Here is a 19,354-nt window from a genome sequence, read left to right as displayed (position 1 = left end):
GGCGTCCTACCGGCCGACGTCCCGGCGGGCCAGGTCGATCGTGTCGGCGAGGCGGCCGACCTCCGGGTCCTCGGTCCGCTTCGCCAGGGTGCGGGCCGTCTTGCCGAGTTCGGTGAGGGACGGGGCGCCGGGCAGGGTGCCGAAGCGGTCGTCGCCGGCGCGCAGGGCGTCGGCGAAGTAGGCGGCGGTGGCCGCGACCTGGAAACGGGCGGGGGCGCTCGGCAGGTCCTGGTGCAGGGCACCGGTCTCCACCTGGCCCGAGGCCTCGTGCGGGGTGCGGGTGGCGGGGTCGAGCCAGCGGACGGTGGCCGTGGCGAGGTGGCCCTCGGCACCGGGCCGGGTGCGGACGGCGTACAGCGCGGTGACCGTGTGGCCGGGGCCGACCTCGCCGCCGTCGACGCCGTCGTCGCGGAAGTCGTCGTCGGCGACCCGTCGGTCGTCGTAGCCGACGAGGCGGAACTCCTCGACCGTGTGCGGGTCGAAGGCGACCTGGGCCTTGGCGTCGCGGGCGGTCAGGTCGACATGCTGCGGGAGTTCCTCGCAGAAGACCTTCTCGGCGTCGGCGTCGTCCGAGACGTAGGTGGTGTGGCCGTCGCCCCGGTCGGCGAGGCGTTCCATCAGGGCGTCGCCGTAGTCGCTGCCGACGCCGACGCCGAAGAGGGTGATGCCGTGGTCGCGGCGGGCGCCCGCGACGCGTTCCAGGATGGTGTCGGCGTCGGTGTCACCGGTGTTGGCGAGGGCGTCGGAGACGAGGACGACACGGTTGGTGGCGCCCTCGCGCAGGCCCTCGACGGCGGTGGCGTAGCCGGTCTCGACGCCGGCGCCGAGGTTGGTGGAGTCGGTCGGCTCCAGGCTGTCGACGGCGTCGTGGACACGGCCGCGGCGGTCGCCGAGGCGGGTCATCGGCAGCACGGTCTCGGCCTCGCCGCTGAAGGTGACGAGGGCGACGGAGTCGTCGTCGCGCAGCCGGTCGGTCATCGTGCCGAGGGAGGTCTTGGCGAGGTCGAGGCGTCCGGGTTCGGCCATCGAGCCGGAGACGTCGATCACGAAGGTGAGGGCGGCGGGCGGACGGTCGCCGGTGGCGGTCGTGGCGCGGGTGGCGAGGCCGACGCGCAGGAGGGACCAGTCCTCGCCGGTGCGGGCGCCGTCGACGGTGACCGAGAAGCCGTTGCCGTCCGGGCGTTCGTAGTCCTGGCGGAAGCTGTTGACGAACTCCTCGGGGCGGATCGTCGACGGGTCGGGGCGGTCGCCGTCGGCGAGGGCGCGGCGGGCGTAGCCGTAGGAGGCGGTGTCGACGTCCAGGGCGAAGGTCGAGAGGTGGTCCCGGGCGGGTTCCCGCTCCCGGTCCCGCGGGGCGGTGTCGCCGTCGGCGGGGGCGGGGAGGCCCTTGCCGTGCTCGGTGCCGTCGGCGCTGCCGTGCGGGCCGCCGGCGCCGCAGCCGGTGAGCAGCAGCAGTGCGGCGGCCGTGCCGGCGAGCAGTCCTCGGATGCGGTGGGTCGTCTCCATGCGCGGTGCCCCCTGTGGTCGTTGACGTCGACGTACATGACGGTGACGGCACCGGGGGCCCGAACGTGCGGCACGGGGTGTTGCGGATGGGTCTCGAAGAGGGCACGACGGGCAGCCGTCGAGACCGGTGGGTGATCTTCCGGATGTCTACGAGACGATGTCCTTGCGGGCGAAGCCGCGGAAGGCCAGGGCGAACAGGACGAGCGCGTACGTGACCGAGACGACGGTGCCCTGGATCATGCCCGCGTACTCGGGGGTGGGCTGGATGGCGTCGGCCCACGCGAACTGCCAGTGCGCGGGCAGGAAGTCGCGCCAGTCGCCGAGGGCGGTGACGGCGTCGAGGACGTTGCCGACGATGGTCAGGCCGACCGCGCCGCCGACCGCGCCGAGCGGGGCGTCGGTCCTCGTCGACAGCCAGAACGCGAGCCCGGCGGTGACCAGCTGGGACACGAAGACGTATCCGACGATCACCACGAGCCGCTGGGCGGCGGTACCCGCGTCGAGGGCGCCGCCGGTGGGGATCGCCAGGGGTCCCCAGCCGTAGGCGGCGGTGCCGACGGCGAGGGCGACCAGCGGCAGCAGGACCATTGCGGCCAGGCTGAGGCCGAGTCCGACGACGAGCTTGGACCACAGCAGGCGGGCGCGCGGGACGGGGGCGGCGAGGAGGTAGCGCAGGGAGGACCAGCCGGCCTCCGAGGCCACGGTGTCGCCGCAGAACAGGGCCACGGGGATGACCAGCAGGAAGCCCGCGGAGACGAACAGGTTGACCGCGGCGAAGTTGGCGCCGGACGCGGTGGCCGTGTCCATCAGGTTGACCCGGTCGCCGCCCCGGCCGGGTTCGCCGCCGATCGCGAAGGCGACGGCCAGGACGAACGGCAGGGCGGCGAGGACGGCGCCCATGACCAGGGTGCGGCGGCGCTTGAGCTGGCGGGCCAGTTCGACGCGCAGCGGCAGGGTGCGCGCGGCGCGGTAGCCGGAGGCGGTGGCGGTGGCGGTGGCGGTCGCGACGGGCACGGTGGGTCCGGTGTGCCGGTCCGGCTCGGTCGTCGTGCTCATGCGGAGCCTCCGATCAGGGTGAGGAAGGCGTCTTCCAGACGGCGGTGCGGGCCGACCGACCGGACGGGCACGTCGAGCCGCACCAGTTCGGCGACCAGGCGCTGGGGGCTGCCGTCGGCGTCGAGGCGGACGAGGAGTCCGTCGTCGGTGCGGACGGCAGAGGCGACGCCGGGCAGCGCGGCCACCTTCTCCGCGACCGGTTCCTCCACGGGGTGGGCGGTGCCGACGAGGAGGGTGTCGCCGGAGCCGACGATCACGCCGACCGGGCCCGCCTGGACGAGCCGGCCGCGGTCCATGACCACGAGGTGCGTGCAGGTCTGCTCGACCTCAGCCAGCAGGTGGCTGGAGACGATCACCGTGCGGCCGGCGGCGGCGTACCGGATCATCACCTCGCGCATCTCGCGGATCTGGGGCGGGTCGAGACCGTTGGTCGGTTCGTCGAGGATGAGCAGGTCGGGCAGGCCGAGCATGGCCTGGGCGATGGCGAGGCGCTGGCGCATGCCCTGCGAGTAGGTGCGCACGGCGCGGGCCAGGGCGTCGCCGAGGCCGGCGATCTCCAGGGCCTCGTCCAGGTGGGCGTCCTCGGCCGGACGGCCGGTGGCCTGCCAGTACAGCTCCAGGTTCTGCCGGCCGGACAGGTGCGGGAGGAAGCCGGCGCCCTCGACGAAGGCGCCGACACGGGAGAGGACGGGGGCGCCGGGGCGGATGGCGTGGCCGAAGACGCGGATCTCGCCGCCGTCCGGCTTGATGAGGCCCATCAGCATGCGCAGGGTGGTCGTCTTGCCGGCGCCGTTGGGGCCGAGCAGGCCGAGGACCTGGCCCTTCTCGACGCGGAAGGAGAGGTCGCGGACGCTGTAGCGGTCGCCGCCCGCGTACTTCTTGCTCAGGTCGGTGATCTGGAGCGGGACGTCGGCCAGCTCCGGGTCGGGGGCCGGGGTCGCGGTGCGGCGGCGGCCCGTGACCAGCAGGGCCAGGGCGAGGCCCGCGCCCGCGAGGGGCAGCCACCACACCCAGGACGGCAGCGGGGCGGCCGCGGTGCGCACGCCGGCGGCGGTGGGCACCTTCAGGTCGCCCCTCAGGGAGACGGTGTACGTCGCCGGGGCGGCCGGAGAGGCGTAACCGAGGTCGGTGGAGGCCAGGACCAGGCGCAGGCGGTGGCCCTTGTCGACCTCGTGGTCGATGGCCGGGAGGGTGAGCGTCACGTCCTTGCCGGCCTTGGCGCCCTCGACGCGGATCGGGGCGACCAGCTGGGAGGGCAGCACCTGCCCGCGGCCGTCCGGGCCGACGTCGTAGACCTTGCCGAACAGGACGGCGTCCTCGCTGGTCGATCTGACGTGGACGGTGGCCGTCGGGGAGCCGGTGACGCGCAGGTCCGCGGTGAGGGGGGCGGAGGTGAAGGCGGCGAACTGGCCGGGGAAGTCGAGGGAGACGCCGACGCCGAGGGAGGACAGCTGGGAGAGGCCGCCGCCGCCGAGTCCCGGCAGGGCGGAGACGGCGGGCGGGCTGGCGCCGGGCGGGTTGGCGAAGGACTGCTCGCGGCCGGTGAGGGCGATCGGGCGGGCGCCGCCGGTGAGGCCGGGGTAGGTGTCGTCGCTCGCGCCGCGCAGGAGGGCGGCGCCGTCGGTGGAGTCGACGCCTCCGGTGCGGGTGATCCGGAAGGCGGGGCCGGTGTCGGTGCCCTCGTCGCCCTTGAGGTAGCGGTCGAACCAGGAGGTGACGCGGGCCTGGACACGGCTCGCCTCCGGGTCGCCGCCGTCGTGGCCGCCCGCGATCCAGTCGACGTCGACGGGGGCGCCGTTGGCGCGGATCGCCTTGGCGGCCGCGTCGGACTGGGCGAGGGTGAAGAGGGAGTCGGTCTGTCCCTGGAGCAGCAGGGTGGGTGCCTTGACGCGGTCGCCGACGGCGGACGGGGAGCGCTCCTCGAGGAGTGCGCGGGCGGCGGCGTCGGGGGTGCCGGACTCGGCGACCCGCTCGTACATCGCGCACAGCGCGGGCTCGAACTTGGCGCAGCCGCCGCCGCTGTTGAAGAAGACGCCGGTCCACAGCTTCTTGAACACGCCGTCGGGGAACAGGGCGTCGGCGAGGTTCCAGTAGGTGATCGCGGGGGCGATGGCGTCGACGCGGTCGTCGTGCCCGGCGGCCAGCAGGGCGATCGCGCCGCCGTAGGAGGCGCCGGCCAGGCCCACGCGCGGGTCGCCGGCCTTGTCGAGCCGGACCTGGGGCTGCTTCGCCACCCAGTCGATCAGCCGGGAGACGTCGGCGACCTCGCCCTCGGGGTCGTTCAGTCCGATCTTCCCGGTGGATCGGCCGAAGCCGCGTGCGGACCAGGTCAGTACCGCGTAGCCGTCGGCGGCCAGGTCCTCCGCCTGCTCGCGGACGTCCTCCTTGCTGCCGCCGAAGCCGTGTCCGAGCAGGACGGCGGGGCGGCGGCCGGAGCCGCCGGAGGTGAACCAGGAGGTGTCCAGGCGCACGCCGTTCACGGCCATGACCTGGTCGGCGCGGTGCACGGGGGGCGCGTCGTCCGAGGCCACGGCCGTCCAGGTGCCGCCGGCGGCGAGCACGGCGACGGCGGCCGCGGCGGCGATGATCCGCCGCGGCCGCCGCAGTCCGCGCAGTCGAAGATCCATGCGTCAACGGTACGGGGTGAAACTGTCGGGGAGTTGTCGACCGGAGACCGAACTCCGCGACCTCCCGTGGGTGTACGGCGGGGTGCCGGCGTACACCAGGCGCGGTACGGGTCAGTCCCGCGCGTCGTCCGGGACCGACACCAGCCAGCGGGTGTCGGGACGGGGCCGGAGGTAGAACGCCCAGTAGAGGCTGGCCGCGACGGTGATGCCGCCGGTCCACAGGAGGTAGACGGTCTCCTGCTGGGTCAGGATGTAGGCGAGGACCACGATCAGGAGGGCCGGGACGACCGGCCACAGGGGCATGCGCCAGGCGTGCGTGTGGCGGTGGTGGCCGCGGCGGGAGAGCAGTGCGGCGACCGCGACGAGCAGGTACATGCCGGTCACGGAGACGCCGGTGACGCCGTACAGGGTGTCCAGGTCGACGAAGCAGAGCAGGGCGCCGGGGACGCCGACGGCGAGGGTGGCCACCCACGGGGAGCCGAAGCGGCCGAGCTTGGCGAAGAGGGTGTTGACCGGCTGCGGCCAGGCCTTGTCGCGGGCGGAGGCGAACAGGACGCGGGAGTTCTGGATGACCATGACGATGCCGGCGTTCACGATGGCGAGGGCCACGCAGAGGCTGACGAAGGTGCCGACGGCGGAGTTGGACCAGGCGGTCACCATGGCGCCGATGTCGCCGCCGGTCAGCTCGGTGAGGTCGGAGGCGCCGAGGGTGATGCCGACGACCGGGACCAGGATGATCACGGTGGAGATGGCGAGGGTGGCCAGGACCGTGCGGGCGACGTTGCGGCGCGGGTTCTCCAGTTCCTCGGACAGGTAGACGGCGGTGGAGAAGCCCTGGGTGACGAAGAGGGCGATGGCGAGGCCGGAGACGATCAGCATGGCCGTCACGGTGTCGGCGTGGCCGTCCGCGCCCGCGACCTCCAGGGAGACCAGGCTGCCCGCGCCGCGCTCGCCGTGCGCGAAGCCCAGCACCGCGACCACGGCCGCCGCGATGACCTCGAGGACCAGGAAGACGCCGGTGATCCAGGCGTTGGCGCGCAGGTCGAGCAGGCCCGCGAGGGTGGCGAGCAGCATCACGGCGGCGCCGGCCAGCGAGGGGTCGAGGTGGACGACGGGGGCCAGGTAGTCGGCCGTGCCCATGGCGATCACCGGCGGGACGATCATCACGACCAGGAGGGAGAGGACGAACACCAGCCAGCCCGCCAGCCGCCCGGCCATGGTGGAGACCATCGCGTACTCGCCGCCCGCGCTGGGGATGAGCGTGCCCAGTTCCGAGTAACAGAACGCCACCGCGATACAGAGGAGGGAGCCGATCGCGATCGTGAGGGCGGTCGCGGTGCCGAGCGAGCCGAACAGGTCGGGCACGACGACGAACAGGGTGGACGCGGGGGTCACGCAGGACAGGGTCAGCAGGGTGCCGCCGACCACTCCGATGGAACGCTTGAGCTTCTGGGGACCGTCCTGGGCGTCGGGGACGGCGGTTCCGTCGGCGGCGGCCTGGGCGGGGCGGAGCGTGTCGGTCATGGAGTTCCGATCGACTGGTGCGGCGAGGTTCGGTCGGGAGCGCTATCGCCTCCGGCGGCTGGGGTGGTACTCGTTGTGGCCGCTCCCGGCGCTGCATGGAACCCCGACGAAAACCGCTGCGTCAATAGGTGTTCATCTACGGAATCCGTTGATCGCAAGCGAGTTGGTGGAGGTATTCCGCATTGACGGGCAGGCCCCGAAGGGGTGGTGGGCCGTACGGGAACCGTAGGGGAGGTGGCGAAAAAACGTGCTGCCGTCCGCTATCCGGACGTGCCGACGGGGGCGCCCCGCGGTCTCCGGGAGGCCGGCGCCGTCGCCCGGCGACACGACGGTGCCCCGCCTCCCCGAGGGGGGAGGCGGGGCACCGTACCGCTGGACCCTGTCAGTGGTTGCGCGGGAAGCCCAGGTCGACGCCGGCCGGGGCGTCGGCCGGGTCCGGCCAGCGGGTGGTGACGACCTTGCCGCGGGTGTAGAAGTGCGTGCCGTCGTTGCCGTAGATGTGGTGGTCGCCGAAGAGGGAGTCCTTCCAGCCGCCGAAGCTGTGGTAGCCGACGGGGACCGGGATCGGGACGTTCACGCCGACCATGCCGGCCTCGATCTCCAGCTGGAAGCGGCGGGCGGCGCCGCCGTCGCGGGTGAAGATCGCGGTGCCGTTGCCGAAGGGCGACGCGTTGATCAGCGCCACGCCCTCGTCGTAGGTGTCCACGCGCAGGACGCACAGGACGGGGCCGAAGATCTCGTCCTGGTAGGCCTTCGCGGTGGTCGGCACCTTGTCGAGCAGCGAGATGCCGATCCAGTGGCCGTCCTCGAAGCCCTCGACGGTGTGGCCGGTGCCGTCCAGGACGACCTCGGCCCCCTCGGCGGCCGCGCCCTCGACGTACGACGCCACCTTGTCGCGGTGGGCCTTGGTGATGAGCGGGCCCATCTCGGAGGCCGGGTCGTTGCCGGGACCGATCTTGATCTTCTCGGCACGCTCGCGGATCTTCGCCACCAGCTCGTCGCCGACCGCGCCGACCGCGACCACGGCCGAGATGGCCATGCAGCGCTCGCCGGCCGAGCCGTAGGCCGCGCTGACCGCCGCGTCCGCCGCCGCGTCCAGGTCGGCGTCCGGGAGGACCAGCATGTGGTTCTTGGCGCCGCCCAGGGCCTGGACGCGCTTGTGGTTGGCCGAGGCCGTGGTGTGGATGTAGCGGGCGATCGGGGTCGAGCCGACGAAGGAGACGGCCTTGACGTCCGGGTGCTCCAGGAGCCGGTCCACGGCGACCTTGTCACCGTGGACGACGTTGAAGACGCCGTCCGGCAGGCCGGCCTCCGCGAGCAGCTCGGCGAGCTTCAGGGACGCCGACGGGTCCTTCTCGCTCGGCTTCAGCACGAAGGTGTTGCCGCACGCGATGGCGATCGGGAACATCCACATCGGCACCATGGCCGGGAAGTTGAACGGCGTGATGCCGGCGACGACGCCCAGCGGCTGCCGGATCGACGACACGTCCACGCGGCTGGCGACCTGCGTGGACAGCTCGCCCTTCAGCTGGACGCTGATGCCGCAGGCCAGGTCGACGATCTCCAGACCGCGGGCGACCTCGCCGAGCGCGTCGGAGTGCACCTTGCCGTGCTCGGCGGTGATCAGCTCGGCGATCGCGTCGCGGTTGGCGTCGAGCAGGGCGCGGAAGCGGAAGAGGATCTCCGTCCGCCTGGCCAGCGAGGACTGGCCCCAGGTGGCGTAGGCGTCCTTGGCGGCGGCCACGGCGGCGTCGACCTCGTCGACGGTCGCGAACGCGACCTTGGTGGTGACCGCGCCGGTCGCCGGGTCGGTGACCGGCCCGTACGTACCCGACGCGCCTTCGACGGACTTGCCGCCGATCCAGTGGTTGACGATCTTCGTCATGACCGAGTACTCCTTCACAGATGGCGGCGTCGGGTCGAGACGTGCCGTTCGTACAGCTCACGGGCCTTCACCGCGGACGCTCGGGTCGCGGTCTCGGCCACGGGTACATCCCACCAGGCCTGCGCCGGAGGCGCGCCCGACACTGTGTCTGCCGTTCGGGTCTCGACGTAGACACAAGTGGGAGTGTCGGCGGCGCGCGCCTCGGCGAGGGCCTCGCGCAGGTCGTGGACGGTCTTCGCGCGCAGGACGCGCATGCCGAGGCTGGCCACGTTGGCGGCGAGGTCGACGGGGAGCGGGGCGCCGGTGAACGTCCCGTCGTCGGCCCGGTAGCGGTAGGCGGTGCCGTAGCGCTCACCGCCGGTCTCCTCCGACAGACCGCCGATGGAGGCGTAGCCGTGGTTCTGCACGAGCAGGATCTTGATCGCGATCCCCTCCTGGACGGCCGTGACGATCTCCGTCGGCATCATCAGGTAGGTGCCGTCGCCGACCAGCGCCCACACCGGCCGGTCGGGCGCGGCGAGCTTCACGCCGATCGCGGCAGGGATCTCGTAACCCATGCAGGAGTAGCCGTACTCCAGGTGGTACTGGTCGCGGGAGCGGGTCCGCCACAGCTTGTGCAGGTCGCCGGGGAGCGAGCCGGCCGCGTTGATGATCACGTCCGACTCGTCGACGATCGCGTCCAGCGCGCCGAGCACCTGCGGCTGCGTCGGGCGTACGTCGGGCTCCTCGGCCTCGTAGCAGGCGTCGACGCGCTGCTCCCAGCGCTCCTTGTCCTCGCCGTACTCGGCGGCGTACGCGTCCGCGACGCGGTGGCCGTGCATGCCGAGGGCCTCGGTCAGCTCCTGGAGACCGCTGCGGGCGTCCGCGACGAGCGGCAGCCCGGCCAGCTTGTGGCCGTCGTAGGGCGCGATGTTCAGGTTGAGGAAGCGGACGCCGGGGTGGCCGAAGAGGGTGCTCGAGGCCGTGGTGAAGTCGGTCCAGCGGGTGCCGACGCCGATCACCAGGTCGGCGGTGCGGGCCAGTTCGTCCGCCGTCGCGGTGCCGGTGTGGCCGACGCCGCCGACGTCCTGGGGGTGGTCGTGGCGCAGCGAGCCCTTGCCGGCCTGGGTGGAGGCGACCGGGATGCCGGTGGCGGCGGCGAACTCGGCGAGGGCCTCCTCGGCGCGGCTGTGGTGGACGCCGCCGCCCGCGACGATCAGGGGCCGCTTCGCCGCGCGGATCGTGGTGACCGCCTCGGCGAGTTCGCCGGGGTCGGCGCCCGGACGCCGTACGGCCCAGACGCGTTCGGCGAAGAACTCGTCGGGCCAGTCGTGGGCCTCGGCCTGGACGTCCTGGGGCAGCGCGAGGGTGACCGCGCCCGTCTCCACCGGGTCCGTCAGCACCCGCATCGCCTGGAGGGCGGCCGGGATCAGGGCCTCGGGGCGGGTGACGCGGTCGAAGTACCTCGACACCGGGCGCAGCGCGTCGTTGACCGACACGTCGCCCGCGTAGGGGACCTCGAGCTGCTGGAGGACGGGGTCGGCGACGCGGGTCGCGAAGGTGTCGCCGGGGAGGAGGAGGACGGGGAGGTGGTTGATGGTCGCCAGGGCGGCTCCGGTGACCAGGTTGGTCGCGCCGGGGCCGATGGAGGTGGTCACCGCGTGCGTGGAGAGGCGGTTGGACTGGCGGGCGTAGCCGACCGCCGCGTGCACCATGGACTGCTCGTTGCGGCCCTGGTGGTAGGGCATCTCGTCGGCGTACTCGACGAGCGCCTGGCCGAGACCGGCGACGTTCCCGTGGCCGAAGATGCCCCAGGTCGCGCCGATCAGCCGCCGCCGTACGCCGTCGCGCTCGGTGTACTGGGCGGCGAGGAAGCGCACCAGTGCCTGGGCCACGGTGAGCCTGGTGGTCATCGGTAACCCCCTGTGGTCGCGGTGTGGGCCGGGTGGAAGCAGATCCGCCACTCGCGGGTCTCGCCGGGTCCGGCCATGACGTTGAGGTAGTACATGGCGTGGCCGGGCTGGGCGATCGACGGGCCGTGCCAGCCGTCGGGCACCAGGACGGCGTCGCCGGAGCGGACCTCGGCGAGGACGTCGGAGCCGCCCTCGCGCGAGGGGGACACCCGCTGGTAGCCGAAGCCGTCGGGGCCGTCGATCTCGAAGTAGTAGATCTCCTCCAGCTCCGACTCCTCGCCCGGCCGGTGCTCGTCGTGCTTGTGCGGCGGGTACGAGGACCAGTTGCCGCCGGGGGTGACGACCTCGACGGCGATCAGCCGGTCGCAGTCGAAGGCGTCGGCGGAGGCGAAGTTGCGCACCAGGCGGGCGCAGTTGCCGCTGCCGCGCTCCTCGACGGGGACCTCCGGCGCGGGGCCGTAGCGGGCGGGGAGTTGGCGCTCGCACTTCGCTCCTGCCAGGGCGAAGCGGCCTCCCGCGCCGGAGGCGATCTGGACCCGGGCGTCGCGGGGAACGTACGCGAAGTCGGTGACCGACGCGAACACGCTTTCCCTGCCCAGGAGTTGGAACTCTTCGTCGGCTGTGCGCACGGTACATCCGCCGTCCAGCGGAAGCACGATCCACTCGCTGTCGCCGGTGGTGAAGTCGTGGGTGCCGCCCGGCGGCAGCTCGACGATCCGCAGACTGCTGTGCGTCCAGCCGGCCCGCTCGGGGCCGATGTCGAGCACGTGCCGCGGGTCGGCGGTGCTGCCGTGCGGAATGTACAACCCGTCGTTCATACGGCCCTCACTGTTCACGCGCCCCTCACACTCCTCGCCGTCCTCGTGTTCCCCGCGAAACTCGCCGACCACGCCGACCACGCGGCCCCCGGGTTCCCCCCGGCGCTCGCGGCCCACGCGGCCCACGCGGCCCTCACAGCAGTCCTACGGCGGTGTCCACGGCGGCGGCCACATCGCCGTCCGCCGGGTACAGCAGCGAACGGCCGACCACCAGGCCCCGGACGGTGGGGAGCCGCAGCGCCCCGCGCCACTTCTCGTACGCGCCGTCCTGGTCGTCGCCCACCTCGCCGCCCAGCAGGACGGCGGGGAGCGTGGAGGTCGCCATGACCTCGGCCATGTCGTCGGGGTTGTCGGTGACCGGGACCTTCAGCCAGGTGTAGGCGGAGGTGCCGCCCAGGCCGGAGGCGATGGCGATCGACTTGGTGACGGCCTCGGCGGAGAGGTCGTTGGCCAGCTTTCCGTCCGGGGCGCGCCGGCTGATGAACGGCTCGACGAAGAGGGGCAGTCGGCGGGCCGCCATGTCGTCGATCGCACGGGCGGTGGACTCCAGGGTGGTGAGCGAGCCCGGGTCGTCGTAGTCGATGCGCAGGAGCAGCTTGCCCGCGTCGAATCCGAGCCGCTCGATGTCCTCGGCGCGGTGGCCGGTGAAGCGGTCGTCGAGTTCGAAGCGGGCGCCCTGGAGGCCGCCGCGGTTCATCGAGCCCATGACGACCTTGCCGTCGAGGGCGCCGAGGAGGAGCAGGTCGTCGAGGATGTCGGCGGTGGCGAGGACGCCGTCCACGCCGGGTCTGCCGAGCGCCAGGCAGAGGCGTTCCAGCAGGTCGGCGCGGTTGGCCATGGCCAGCTTGCGGTCGCCGACGCCGAGGGCGCCGCGGGCCGGGTGATCGGCGGCGACGATCATCAGCCGGCCGGTCGCGTCGACGAGGGGGCGGCGGGTGCGGCGGGCGGCGGCCTCGGCGACGGCCTCGGGGCGGTGGGTGCGCAGGCGGACCAGTTCGGAGACGTCGACGGCCGCGGGGGCGGGAGCGGGAACCGGAGCGGGGACGGGAACGGTCGTGGCCGTGGCCGTGGCCGCCGGGCCGGTGTCCGGCGGCGGGGTCGCTCCTCCGCGGTCCGCGCTCACAGCACCGCTCCGGCGGCGAGCGCTTCCTCGATCTCGGCGGGCGTCGGCATGGCGGAGGAACACTCCAGACGGGAGGCGACGATGGCGCCGGCGGCGTTGGCGTGGCGCATGGTCTTCTCCAGGTCCCAGCCCGCGAGCAGGCCGTGGCAGAGGGAGCCGCCGAAGGCGTCGCCGGCCCCGAGGCCGTTGAGGACGTGCACGGGGAGCGGCGGGACCTCGGCACGCTCGCCCGCGCTGTTGACGGCCAGGACACCCTTGGGGCCCTGCTTGACGACGGCGAGTTCGACTCCGGCGTCGAGGAGGGCGCGGGCGGCGGCGTGCGGGTCGCGCACCCCGGTGGCGACCTCCACCTCGTCCAGGTTGCCCACGGCGACGGTGGTGTGTTTCAGGGCCTCGGCGTAGAAGGGGCGGGCCGCGTCCGGGTCGGACCAGAACATGGGCCGCCAGTCGAGGTCGAACACGGTGGTGCCGGCCTTGGCGCGGTGGGCGAGGGCGGCCAGCGTCGCCGTACGGCTGGGCTCCTCGCTCAGGCCGGTGCCGGTGACCCAGAAGACGCGGGCCTCGCGGACGGCGTCGAGGTCGAGGTCGTGGGCGTCGATCTCCAGGTCGGGTGCCTTGGGCCGGCGGTAGAAGTAGAGCGGGAAGTCGTCCGGGGGGAAGACCTCGCAGAAGGTGACGGGGGTCGGCAGGCCGGGGACCGGGGTCACCCAGCGGTCGTCGACGCCGAAGTCGCGCAGGGCCTCGTGGAGGTAGGTGCCGAAGGGGTCGTCGCCGGTGCGGGTGATCACCGCGGTGTCCCGGCCGAGGCGGGCGGCGGCGACCGCGACGTTGGTGGCGGAGCCGCCGAGGAACTTCCCGAAGGACGTGACCTGCGGCAGCGGCACGCCCGTCTGCAACGGGTAGAGGTCCACTCCGATCCGCCCCATGGTGATCAGGTCGTAGGCCATCGAGTTCCCTTCGTGTCGGCTCTCCACGGCTTTCTAGCCCCGCACAACGGGCCCTGTCAATATTTTGTCCAGACATTCGGACCAGCTCTTGACACCCTGGTGGCCAGACCGCACGCTGACGGCCATGACGTCGTTGTCACCTCAGCCCTCACTTTCCCGCATCCGGGTCGGTTCGGCCCCCGACAGCTGGGGCGTCTGGTTCCCGGACGACCCGCGGCAGGTGCCCTGGCAGCGTTTCCTCGACGAGGTCGCGCTCTCCGGCTACGAGTGGATCGAACTCGGCCCCTACGGCTACCTGCCGACCGATCCCGCCGTCCTCACCGAGGAGACCGCCAGGCGCGGCCTGAAGGTGTCGGCCGGCACGGTGTTCACGGGGCTGCACCACGGCGAGGCCGTGTGGGAGAAGACCTGGGCGCACGTCGCCGACAACGCGGCGCTCGCGCAGGCCATGGGGGCCCGCCACCTGGTGGTCATCCCGTCCTTCTGGCGGGACGACAAGACCGGCGAGGTGCTGGAGCCGGACACGCTCACACCCGAACAGTGGCGCAACCTCACCTCGCTGACCGAGCGGCTCGGCAGGCAGGTGCGGGAGCGGTACGGGCTGCAGATCGTGGTCCACCCGCACGCCGACACCCACATCGACAGCGAGGAGAACGTCGTCCGGTTCCTGGACGGCACCGACTCAGGCCTGGTGTCCCTGTGCCTGGACACCGGGCACTACGCCTACTGCGGCGGCGACAGCGTCAAGCTGATCGAGACCTACGGGGAGCGGATCGGGTACCTGCACCTCAAGCAGGTCGACCCGGAGATCCTCGCGCAGGTGCGGGCGCAGGAGGTGCCCTTCGGGCCGGCCGTCGCGCGCGGGGTGATGTGCGAGCCGCCCTCGGGAGTGCCGGCCCTGGGGCCCGTGCTGGAGGCCGCGCAGAAACTGGACGTCGACCTGTTCGCGATCGTGGAGCAGGACATGTACCCGTGCGAGCCGGACGCGCCGTTGCCCATCGCCAGACGGACCCGGGCGTTCCTGCGGTCCTGCGGGGCGTAGGCCTCCGGGGCGAGGGCGCCCGCCCACGGGGGGTACCGGGTCCGGCCGACGGGCGAGCGCGGTGGGTGCGCGGTGGGTGCGCGGTGCGTGCGCGGTGCGTGCGCGGTGCGTGCGCGGCCGGCCGCACCCACGCGGCGGAGCCGCACATCGGAACAGCCCGCACCCCCTCCAGGGGCCATGTGTCACTTGCGTCACAAAAGTCGGCCTTCCGTCACGGATGTCCCGTGTACGCGGGTGGTGCGTCGCACGCCGTCGACAACCGCGTCCTCGTTGTCACCGTGCGTCGTTGAGCGGGCACAGGCCTGGTGATCGCCAGCGCAGCGCCGGGCTCCCCCCGGCGGCCTCCCGGCCGCCGCCCGCACGCGCACGGAGGTGCGTCTCATGACCGACCGAAGGCTCTGGTCCTACAAGGAGATCGCGGCACACATCAAGGTGCAGACGGACACCGTGCGGTCCTACCGCAAGCACGGACTGCTTCCCCCGCCCGACCACGTGGAGGGCGGCAAACCCTACTGGTACGCCGACACCGTCCGCAGCTGGGTCGCCGCCCGGCCCGGCAACCGGGGCCGCCGGGACTGACCGCCCCGCCGGGAAACCGAGCCGTGCGGGACCGACCACCCGCCCGGAGGACCGTTCCGTGCGGGACCGACCACCCCGCCGGAAAACCGTTCCGTGCCCCACCCCCGGGTGGGGCACATTGCTGTGCATGGACCTCCGCGACTTCTCCGTCAAACCCAGGCTCACCGGCGTGACGACCGTGCTGCGGCCGTTCACCGCGGCGGACGCCGAGATCATGTGGGAGATCATCAGGGACCCCGAGGTCGTCCGCTTCACCTTCCCGGCGAACGGTGAACTGACCCTGGAGCGGCTGCGCTCCTGGTACGCCACGCGCTCCGCGCAGCCCGACCGCCTCGACCTCGCCGTCACCGACCGGGCCACCGGCGAACTCGTCGGCGAGGTGGTCCTCCACGAGTACGACGCGTACACCCGCACCTGCACCTTCCGCACCCTGATCGGTCCCCGGGGCCGGGGCCGCGGACTGGGCACCGAGGCGACCCGCCTGATCGTCGGCCACGGCTTCGGGCACCTGGGCCTGCACCGCATCCAGCTGGAGCTGTACGGCGACAATCCCCGCGCCCGGCACGTCTACGAGAAGGTCGGCTTCGTGGTGGAGGGCGTACGGCGGGAGGCCGCGCCGCGGGACGGGGGCTGGGTGGACGAGGTGCTGATGGCGCTCCTGGACCGGGAGTGGGCAGCCCTCACCGCCACGGTTCGATGACCGTGGCCCCGGCGGCCGGCGCCGTCCCCATCGCCGCCAGCGCGTCCGGTACGGCGTCCAGGGCGATCGTGGACGTCACCAGCAGGTCGGGCCGGAGCACGCCCGCCCGGACCAGCTCCAGCATCGGGGGATAGGTGTGGGCGGCCATGCCGTGGCTGCCGAGCAGTTCCAGCTCCAGGGCGATGGCGCGGGCCAGGGGGACGGGCGTCGTGCCGTCCGCCGAGGGCAGCAGGCCGACCTGGACGTGCCGGCCGCGGCGGCGCAGGCCGTTCACCGAGGCGGCGCAGGTGGCGGGGGAGCCGAGGGCGTCGAGGGAGAGGTGCGCCCCGCCGCCGGTCAGTTCCCGGACCGCCGCAGCGGTGTCCGGGGTGTCCCGCGCGTCCACGCAGGCGGCCGCGCCGAACGTCCGCGCCAGGTCCAGGGCCTTCGGAGCGACGTCCACGGCGATGACCCGCGCTCCCGAGGCCGCCGCGATCATCACCGCGGACAGGCCGACCCCGCCGCAGCCGTGCACGGCCACCCACTCCCCCGCTGCGGCCCGGCCCTGCTGCACGACCGCCCGGAACGCGGTGGCGAACCGGCATCCGAGGCCGGCGGCGGTGGCGTAGGACAGGTCGCCGGGGATCGCGACGAGGTTCACGTCGGCGTGGTCCAGCGCCACGTACTGGGCGAAGGAGCCCCAGTGCGTGAAGCCGGGCTGGGTCTGGCGCTCGCAGACCTGGTGGTCGCCCGCCGCGCAGGACGGGCAGCTGCCGCAGCCGCACACGAAGGGCACGGTCACCCGGTCGCCGCGGCTCCACCGGGTGACCCGGGCGCCGGCCTCCTCGACGACGCCGGCGAGTTCGTGGCCCGGGACGTGCGGCAGGGTGATGTCCGGGTCGTGGCCCATCCAACCGTGCCAGTCGCTGCGGCACAGGCCGGTGGCCTCGACGCGGACCACCACGCCGTGGTCGGCGGGCCGCGGATCGGGCACCTCCCGGACCTCGGCCGGCTCCCCGTACCTCTCGAACACCACAGCCCTCATGCGCGACTCCTTCCACCCGTCCCGGTCACCGCCGCCCGCTCGCGGGGGAGATCACCGTGAACGCTAATGCCCGGTCCCGTCGGTCGGGCGGCGGGGGCGGGGGCGACGGCGCCGGTGAGCGGCCGAGCGGATCCCGCGCGGGCGGCCGGGACCGGGAGAACCGGGGCCGGGGAGGCAGACCCGGCCCCGCGGAGGCCGATCCCGCCGGGCCGGGCCCGCGAAGCCGATCCCGCCGGGCCGGCTCCGCGAGGCCGGGCCCGCCGGGCCGGCTCCGCGAGGCCGGGCCCGATTCTGCGACTCCGTCGTGGTCCGAGCGGGAGCCTCTAGCGGCGTGCGCCCACCACGTCCGGCTCCGGGTCCGGTTCAGGGGTCGGGGCCGGCTCTCCCTCGCTGAGGCCGAACCGCTGGTGGAACCTGCGCAGCGGGGCCGGCGCCCACCAGGTGGCCCTGCCGGTGAGGCGCATGATCGCCGGGACCAGCAGGCTGCGGACGACCATCGCGTCCATCAGGACCGCGAGGGCGATGCCCAGACCGAGCATCTTGGTGTTGGTGACCCGCGAGGTGCCGATCGCGACCATCACCACGGCCAGGATGACCGCCGCCGCCGTGATCAGACCGCCCGTGCGCTGGAGGCCCAGCCGGACCGCCCCCTCGTGGTCGCCACTGCGGTCGTACTCCTCCTTGATGCGGGAGAGCAGGAACACGCCGTAGTCCATGGAGAGACCGAAGGCCACGCAGAACATCAGGACCGGCAAAGTCGTCTCGATGGAGCCGGGGCTGGTGAAGCCGAGCAGGCCGGAGAGGTGACCGTCCTGGAAGACCCACACCACGGCGCCGAACATCGCGGTCAGACTGAGCGCGTTGAGCAGGACGGCCTGGACCGGTATCAGGACGCTGCCGGTCAGGAGGAACACCAGCAGCAGGGTGACCACGGTGATGAAGACCGCCGCCAGGGGAAGCCGGCCCCCTATCGCGTCCTTGGAGTCGACCAGCACGGCGGCGGCGCCGGTCACCTTGGTGTCGAAGGGCGCCTCGGTGGCACGCAGGTCGCCCACCAGCCGCTGGGCGGCGTCGCCGACGGCCTCGCCCTCGGGCTGCACCGTGAAGTACGCCGAGTCGCCGTTCACCAGCGGACCGTCCACGCGCGCGACTTCCGGGAGGGCGGCGACGCGCTCCCGGTAGGCGGCGTACTCGGCCTGCGTGGCCCTGCCCTCGGCGAGGACCTCCAGGCCGCCGCCGGGGGTGCCGGGGAAGCCGTCCCTGATGTGCTGCTGCACGACGTGGGACTCGGCGGAGGAGGGCAGCTGGCGGTCGTCGGCGGTGCCGAACTTCACGCCCAGGAAGGGCAGTCCGAGCAGGACGAGGACGGCCGTCGTGCCCAGCGCGAAGAAGGGGGCGCGGCGCATGACGAGGGTCGCCGTGCGTCCCCAGGCCGTGCCGGCCTCGGTGCCGGGGTCGATGCCGGGGTCGGTTTCCTTCGCCCGCCCGCCCCGGAACAGGCGGCGCAGGTCGAGGGAGTCGACCCGATGGCCCAGCAGGATCAGGGCAGCCGGGAGCAGGATCAGCGCGGCGGCCGCGGCCAGCAGGACGACCGCGATGCCGGCGTAGGCGAAGGAGCGCAGGAAGTACTGGGGGAAGACGAGCATCGCGGCCAGCGAGACCGCGACCGTGAGCGCGGAGAACAGCACGGTGCGGCCGGCCGTGCGCAGGGTGGTGCCGATGGCGGTCGTCGGGTCGGCGCCGCCGGAGAGTTCCTCGCGGAAGCGGCGGACGATGAACAGGGCGTAGTCGATGGCGAGGCCGAGGCCCAGGGCGGTCGTGAGGTTCATCGCGAAGACGGAGACGTCGGTGAACTCCGTGAGCGCGGCGAGGACCGCGTTGGTGCCGAGGATGGCGACGATGCCGATGCCGAGCGGCAGGAGGGCGGCGACCGCGCTGCCGAAGACCGTCACCAGCAGCACGAGCGTGACCGGCAGGGCGATGATCTCGGCGCGGGTGAGGTCCTCCTGGATGATCGTCTGCATCTCGTGCCGCACGGCCACGATGCCGCCGATCCTGACCTCCAGCGGGCCCTGGGTGCCGCGGTAGGAGGGGGCGATGCGGTCGAGGGTCTCGCCCATGGTCTTCTCGTCGCCCGTGATGCGGGCGGCGATCACCGCCGAGCGGCCGTCCTCGGCGCGCAGGGCGGGTGCCTTGGTCTGCCAGTAGGAGCCGACGCCCACGACGCCCTTCTCGGCCGACAGCCGCTCGGCGAGGCGGGTGGCCGCGGCGGCGACGGCCGGGTCGTCGACGGAGGCGCGGCCGGAGTCGACGAGCAGCAGCAGATTGGGCTGGGAGCCGGGGAACTCGCGCTCCAGGACCTTGGTGGCGTAGGTGGACTCGGCGTCCGGGTCCTCCCAGCCGCCGCTGCCCAGCTTGCCGGCGACCCCGCTGCCCGCCAGCACCGCGAGCACGGTCAGCACCAGGGCGGCGAGCAGTGACAGCCCGGGCCGGGCGGTCACGAAGCGGGTCCAGCCCCCGATCCGCGGCGGGCGGTTGACTTCGGTCATCGTGCGGTGTCCCCTCACCATGATTGGACGTGACCCGTGCCGATGTGAGCAGGCAGCATGGGTCACCACTGCCATAGACTGG

At 73.3% G+C, this 19,354-nt stretch carries 14 protein-coding genes; 3 read left to right on the top strand and 11 right to left on the bottom strand.

What is annotated here, in order from left to right; genetic code table 11:
- Window positions 1–6: 6 nt before the first annotated feature.
- From ACIP5W_RS12610 to iolC, 9 genes are all read right to left on the bottom strand, one after another.
- Window positions 7–1,506 (bottom strand): von Willebrand factor type A domain-containing protein, encoded by a 1,500-nt coding sequence (locus ACIP5W_RS12610; protein WP_401470901.1) that lies wholly within the window; start codon window positions 1,504–1,506, stop codon window positions 7–9.
- A gap of 147 nt (window positions 1,507–1,653) precedes the next feature.
- Window positions 1,654–2,562 (bottom strand): ABC transporter permease, encoded by a 909-nt coding sequence (locus ACIP5W_RS12605; protein ID WP_401470898.1) that lies wholly within the window; start codon window positions 2,560–2,562, stop codon window positions 1,654–1,656.
- On the bottom strand, window positions 2,559–5,189 hold the full coding sequence (locus ACIP5W_RS12600) for a CocE/NonD family hydrolase (protein ID WP_401470895.1): 2,631 nt from the start codon (window positions 5,187–5,189) through the stop codon (window positions 2,559–2,561). The genes ACIP5W_RS12605 and ACIP5W_RS12600 overlap by 4 nt, the downstream gene beginning before the upstream one ends.
- A gap of 111 nt (window positions 5,190–5,300) precedes the next feature.
- Window positions 5,301–6,713, bottom strand: coding sequence for an APC family permease (locus ACIP5W_RS12595; protein ID WP_401470892.1), 1,413 nt, complete (start codon window positions 6,711–6,713; stop codon window positions 5,301–5,303).
- 382 nt (window positions 6,714–7,095) lie between these two features.
- Window positions 7,096–8,598 (bottom strand): CoA-acylating methylmalonate-semialdehyde dehydrogenase, encoded by a 1,503-nt coding sequence (mmsA, locus tag ACIP5W_RS12590; RefSeq protein WP_401470889.1) that lies wholly within the window; start codon window positions 8,596–8,598, stop codon window positions 7,096–7,098.
- A gap of 14 nt (window positions 8,599–8,612) precedes the next feature.
- Window positions 8,613–10,490: a 3D-(3,5/4)-trihydroxycyclohexane-1,2-dione acylhydrolase (decyclizing) gene (gene iolD, locus ACIP5W_RS12585; protein WP_401470886.1), complete on the bottom strand. Its 1,878-nt coding sequence runs from the start codon at window positions 10,488–10,490 to the stop codon at window positions 8,613–8,615.
- Window positions 10,487–11,308 (bottom strand): 5-deoxy-glucuronate isomerase, encoded by an 822-nt coding sequence (gene iolB, locus ACIP5W_RS12580; protein WP_401470883.1) that lies wholly within the window; start codon window positions 11,306–11,308, stop codon window positions 10,487–10,489. The genes iolD and iolB overlap by 4 nt, the downstream gene beginning before the upstream one ends.
- Window positions 11,309–11,441: 133 nt before the next feature.
- Window positions 11,442–12,302, bottom strand: coding sequence for a deoxyribose-phosphate aldolase (locus ACIP5W_RS12575; protein ID WP_401471200.1), 861 nt, complete (start codon window positions 12,300–12,302; stop codon window positions 11,442–11,444).
- Window positions 12,303–12,427: 125 nt separating this feature from the next.
- Window positions 12,428–13,378 (bottom strand): 5-dehydro-2-deoxygluconokinase, encoded by a 951-nt coding sequence (gene iolC, locus ACIP5W_RS12570; protein ID WP_401470880.1) that lies wholly within the window; start codon window positions 13,376–13,378, stop codon window positions 12,428–12,430.
- Between the two features lie 124 nt (window positions 13,379–13,502).
- Between iolC and ACIP5W_RS12565 the strand changes: the two genes are divergently transcribed.
- From ACIP5W_RS12565 to ACIP5W_RS12555, 3 genes are all read left to right on the top strand, one after another.
- The gene (locus ACIP5W_RS12565; protein WP_401470877.1) at window positions 13,503–14,420 is read left to right on the top strand and encodes a sugar phosphate isomerase/epimerase family protein; all 918 of its coding nucleotides are present in this window, start codon (window positions 13,503–13,505) and stop codon (window positions 14,418–14,420) included.
- A gap of 381 nt (window positions 14,421–14,801) precedes the next feature.
- Window positions 14,802–14,999, top strand: coding sequence for a helix-turn-helix transcriptional regulator (locus ACIP5W_RS12560; protein WP_401470874.1), 198 nt, complete (start codon window positions 14,802–14,804; stop codon window positions 14,997–14,999).
- 127 nt (window positions 15,000–15,126) lie between these two features.
- Entirely contained in the window at window positions 15,127–15,699 is a 573-nt protein-coding gene (locus ACIP5W_RS12555) for a GNAT family N-acetyltransferase (protein ID WP_401470871.1), read from the top strand.
- Here the strand turns inward: ACIP5W_RS12555 and ACIP5W_RS12550 are convergent.
- Together ACIP5W_RS12550 and ACIP5W_RS12545 are read right to left on the bottom strand one after the other, a co-directional pair.
- Window positions 15,680–16,723 carry a zinc-dependent alcohol dehydrogenase family protein gene (locus ACIP5W_RS12550; RefSeq protein ID WP_401470868.1) on the bottom strand — a complete coding sequence of 348 codons (1,044 nt, stop codon included), beginning with the start codon at window positions 16,721–16,723 and terminating at the stop codon, window positions 15,680–15,682. The genes ACIP5W_RS12555 and ACIP5W_RS12550 overlap by 20 nt on opposite strands.
- Before the next feature lie 323 nt (window positions 16,724–17,046).
- Window positions 17,047–19,272: an MMPL family transporter gene (locus ACIP5W_RS12545; protein ID WP_401470865.1), complete on the bottom strand. Its 2,226-nt coding sequence runs from the start codon at window positions 19,270–19,272 to the stop codon at window positions 17,047–17,049.
- Between the last annotated feature and the right edge of the window lie 82 nt (window positions 19,273–19,354).

It is taken from the genome of Streptomyces sp. NPDC088766 (genome assembly GCF_044750845.1).
In the GTDB taxonomy this organism is placed as follows: Bacteria; Actinomycetota; Actinomycetes; order Streptomycetales; family Streptomycetaceae; genus Streptomyces.
This window is presented reverse-complemented; position numbering and strand designations above follow the sequence as displayed.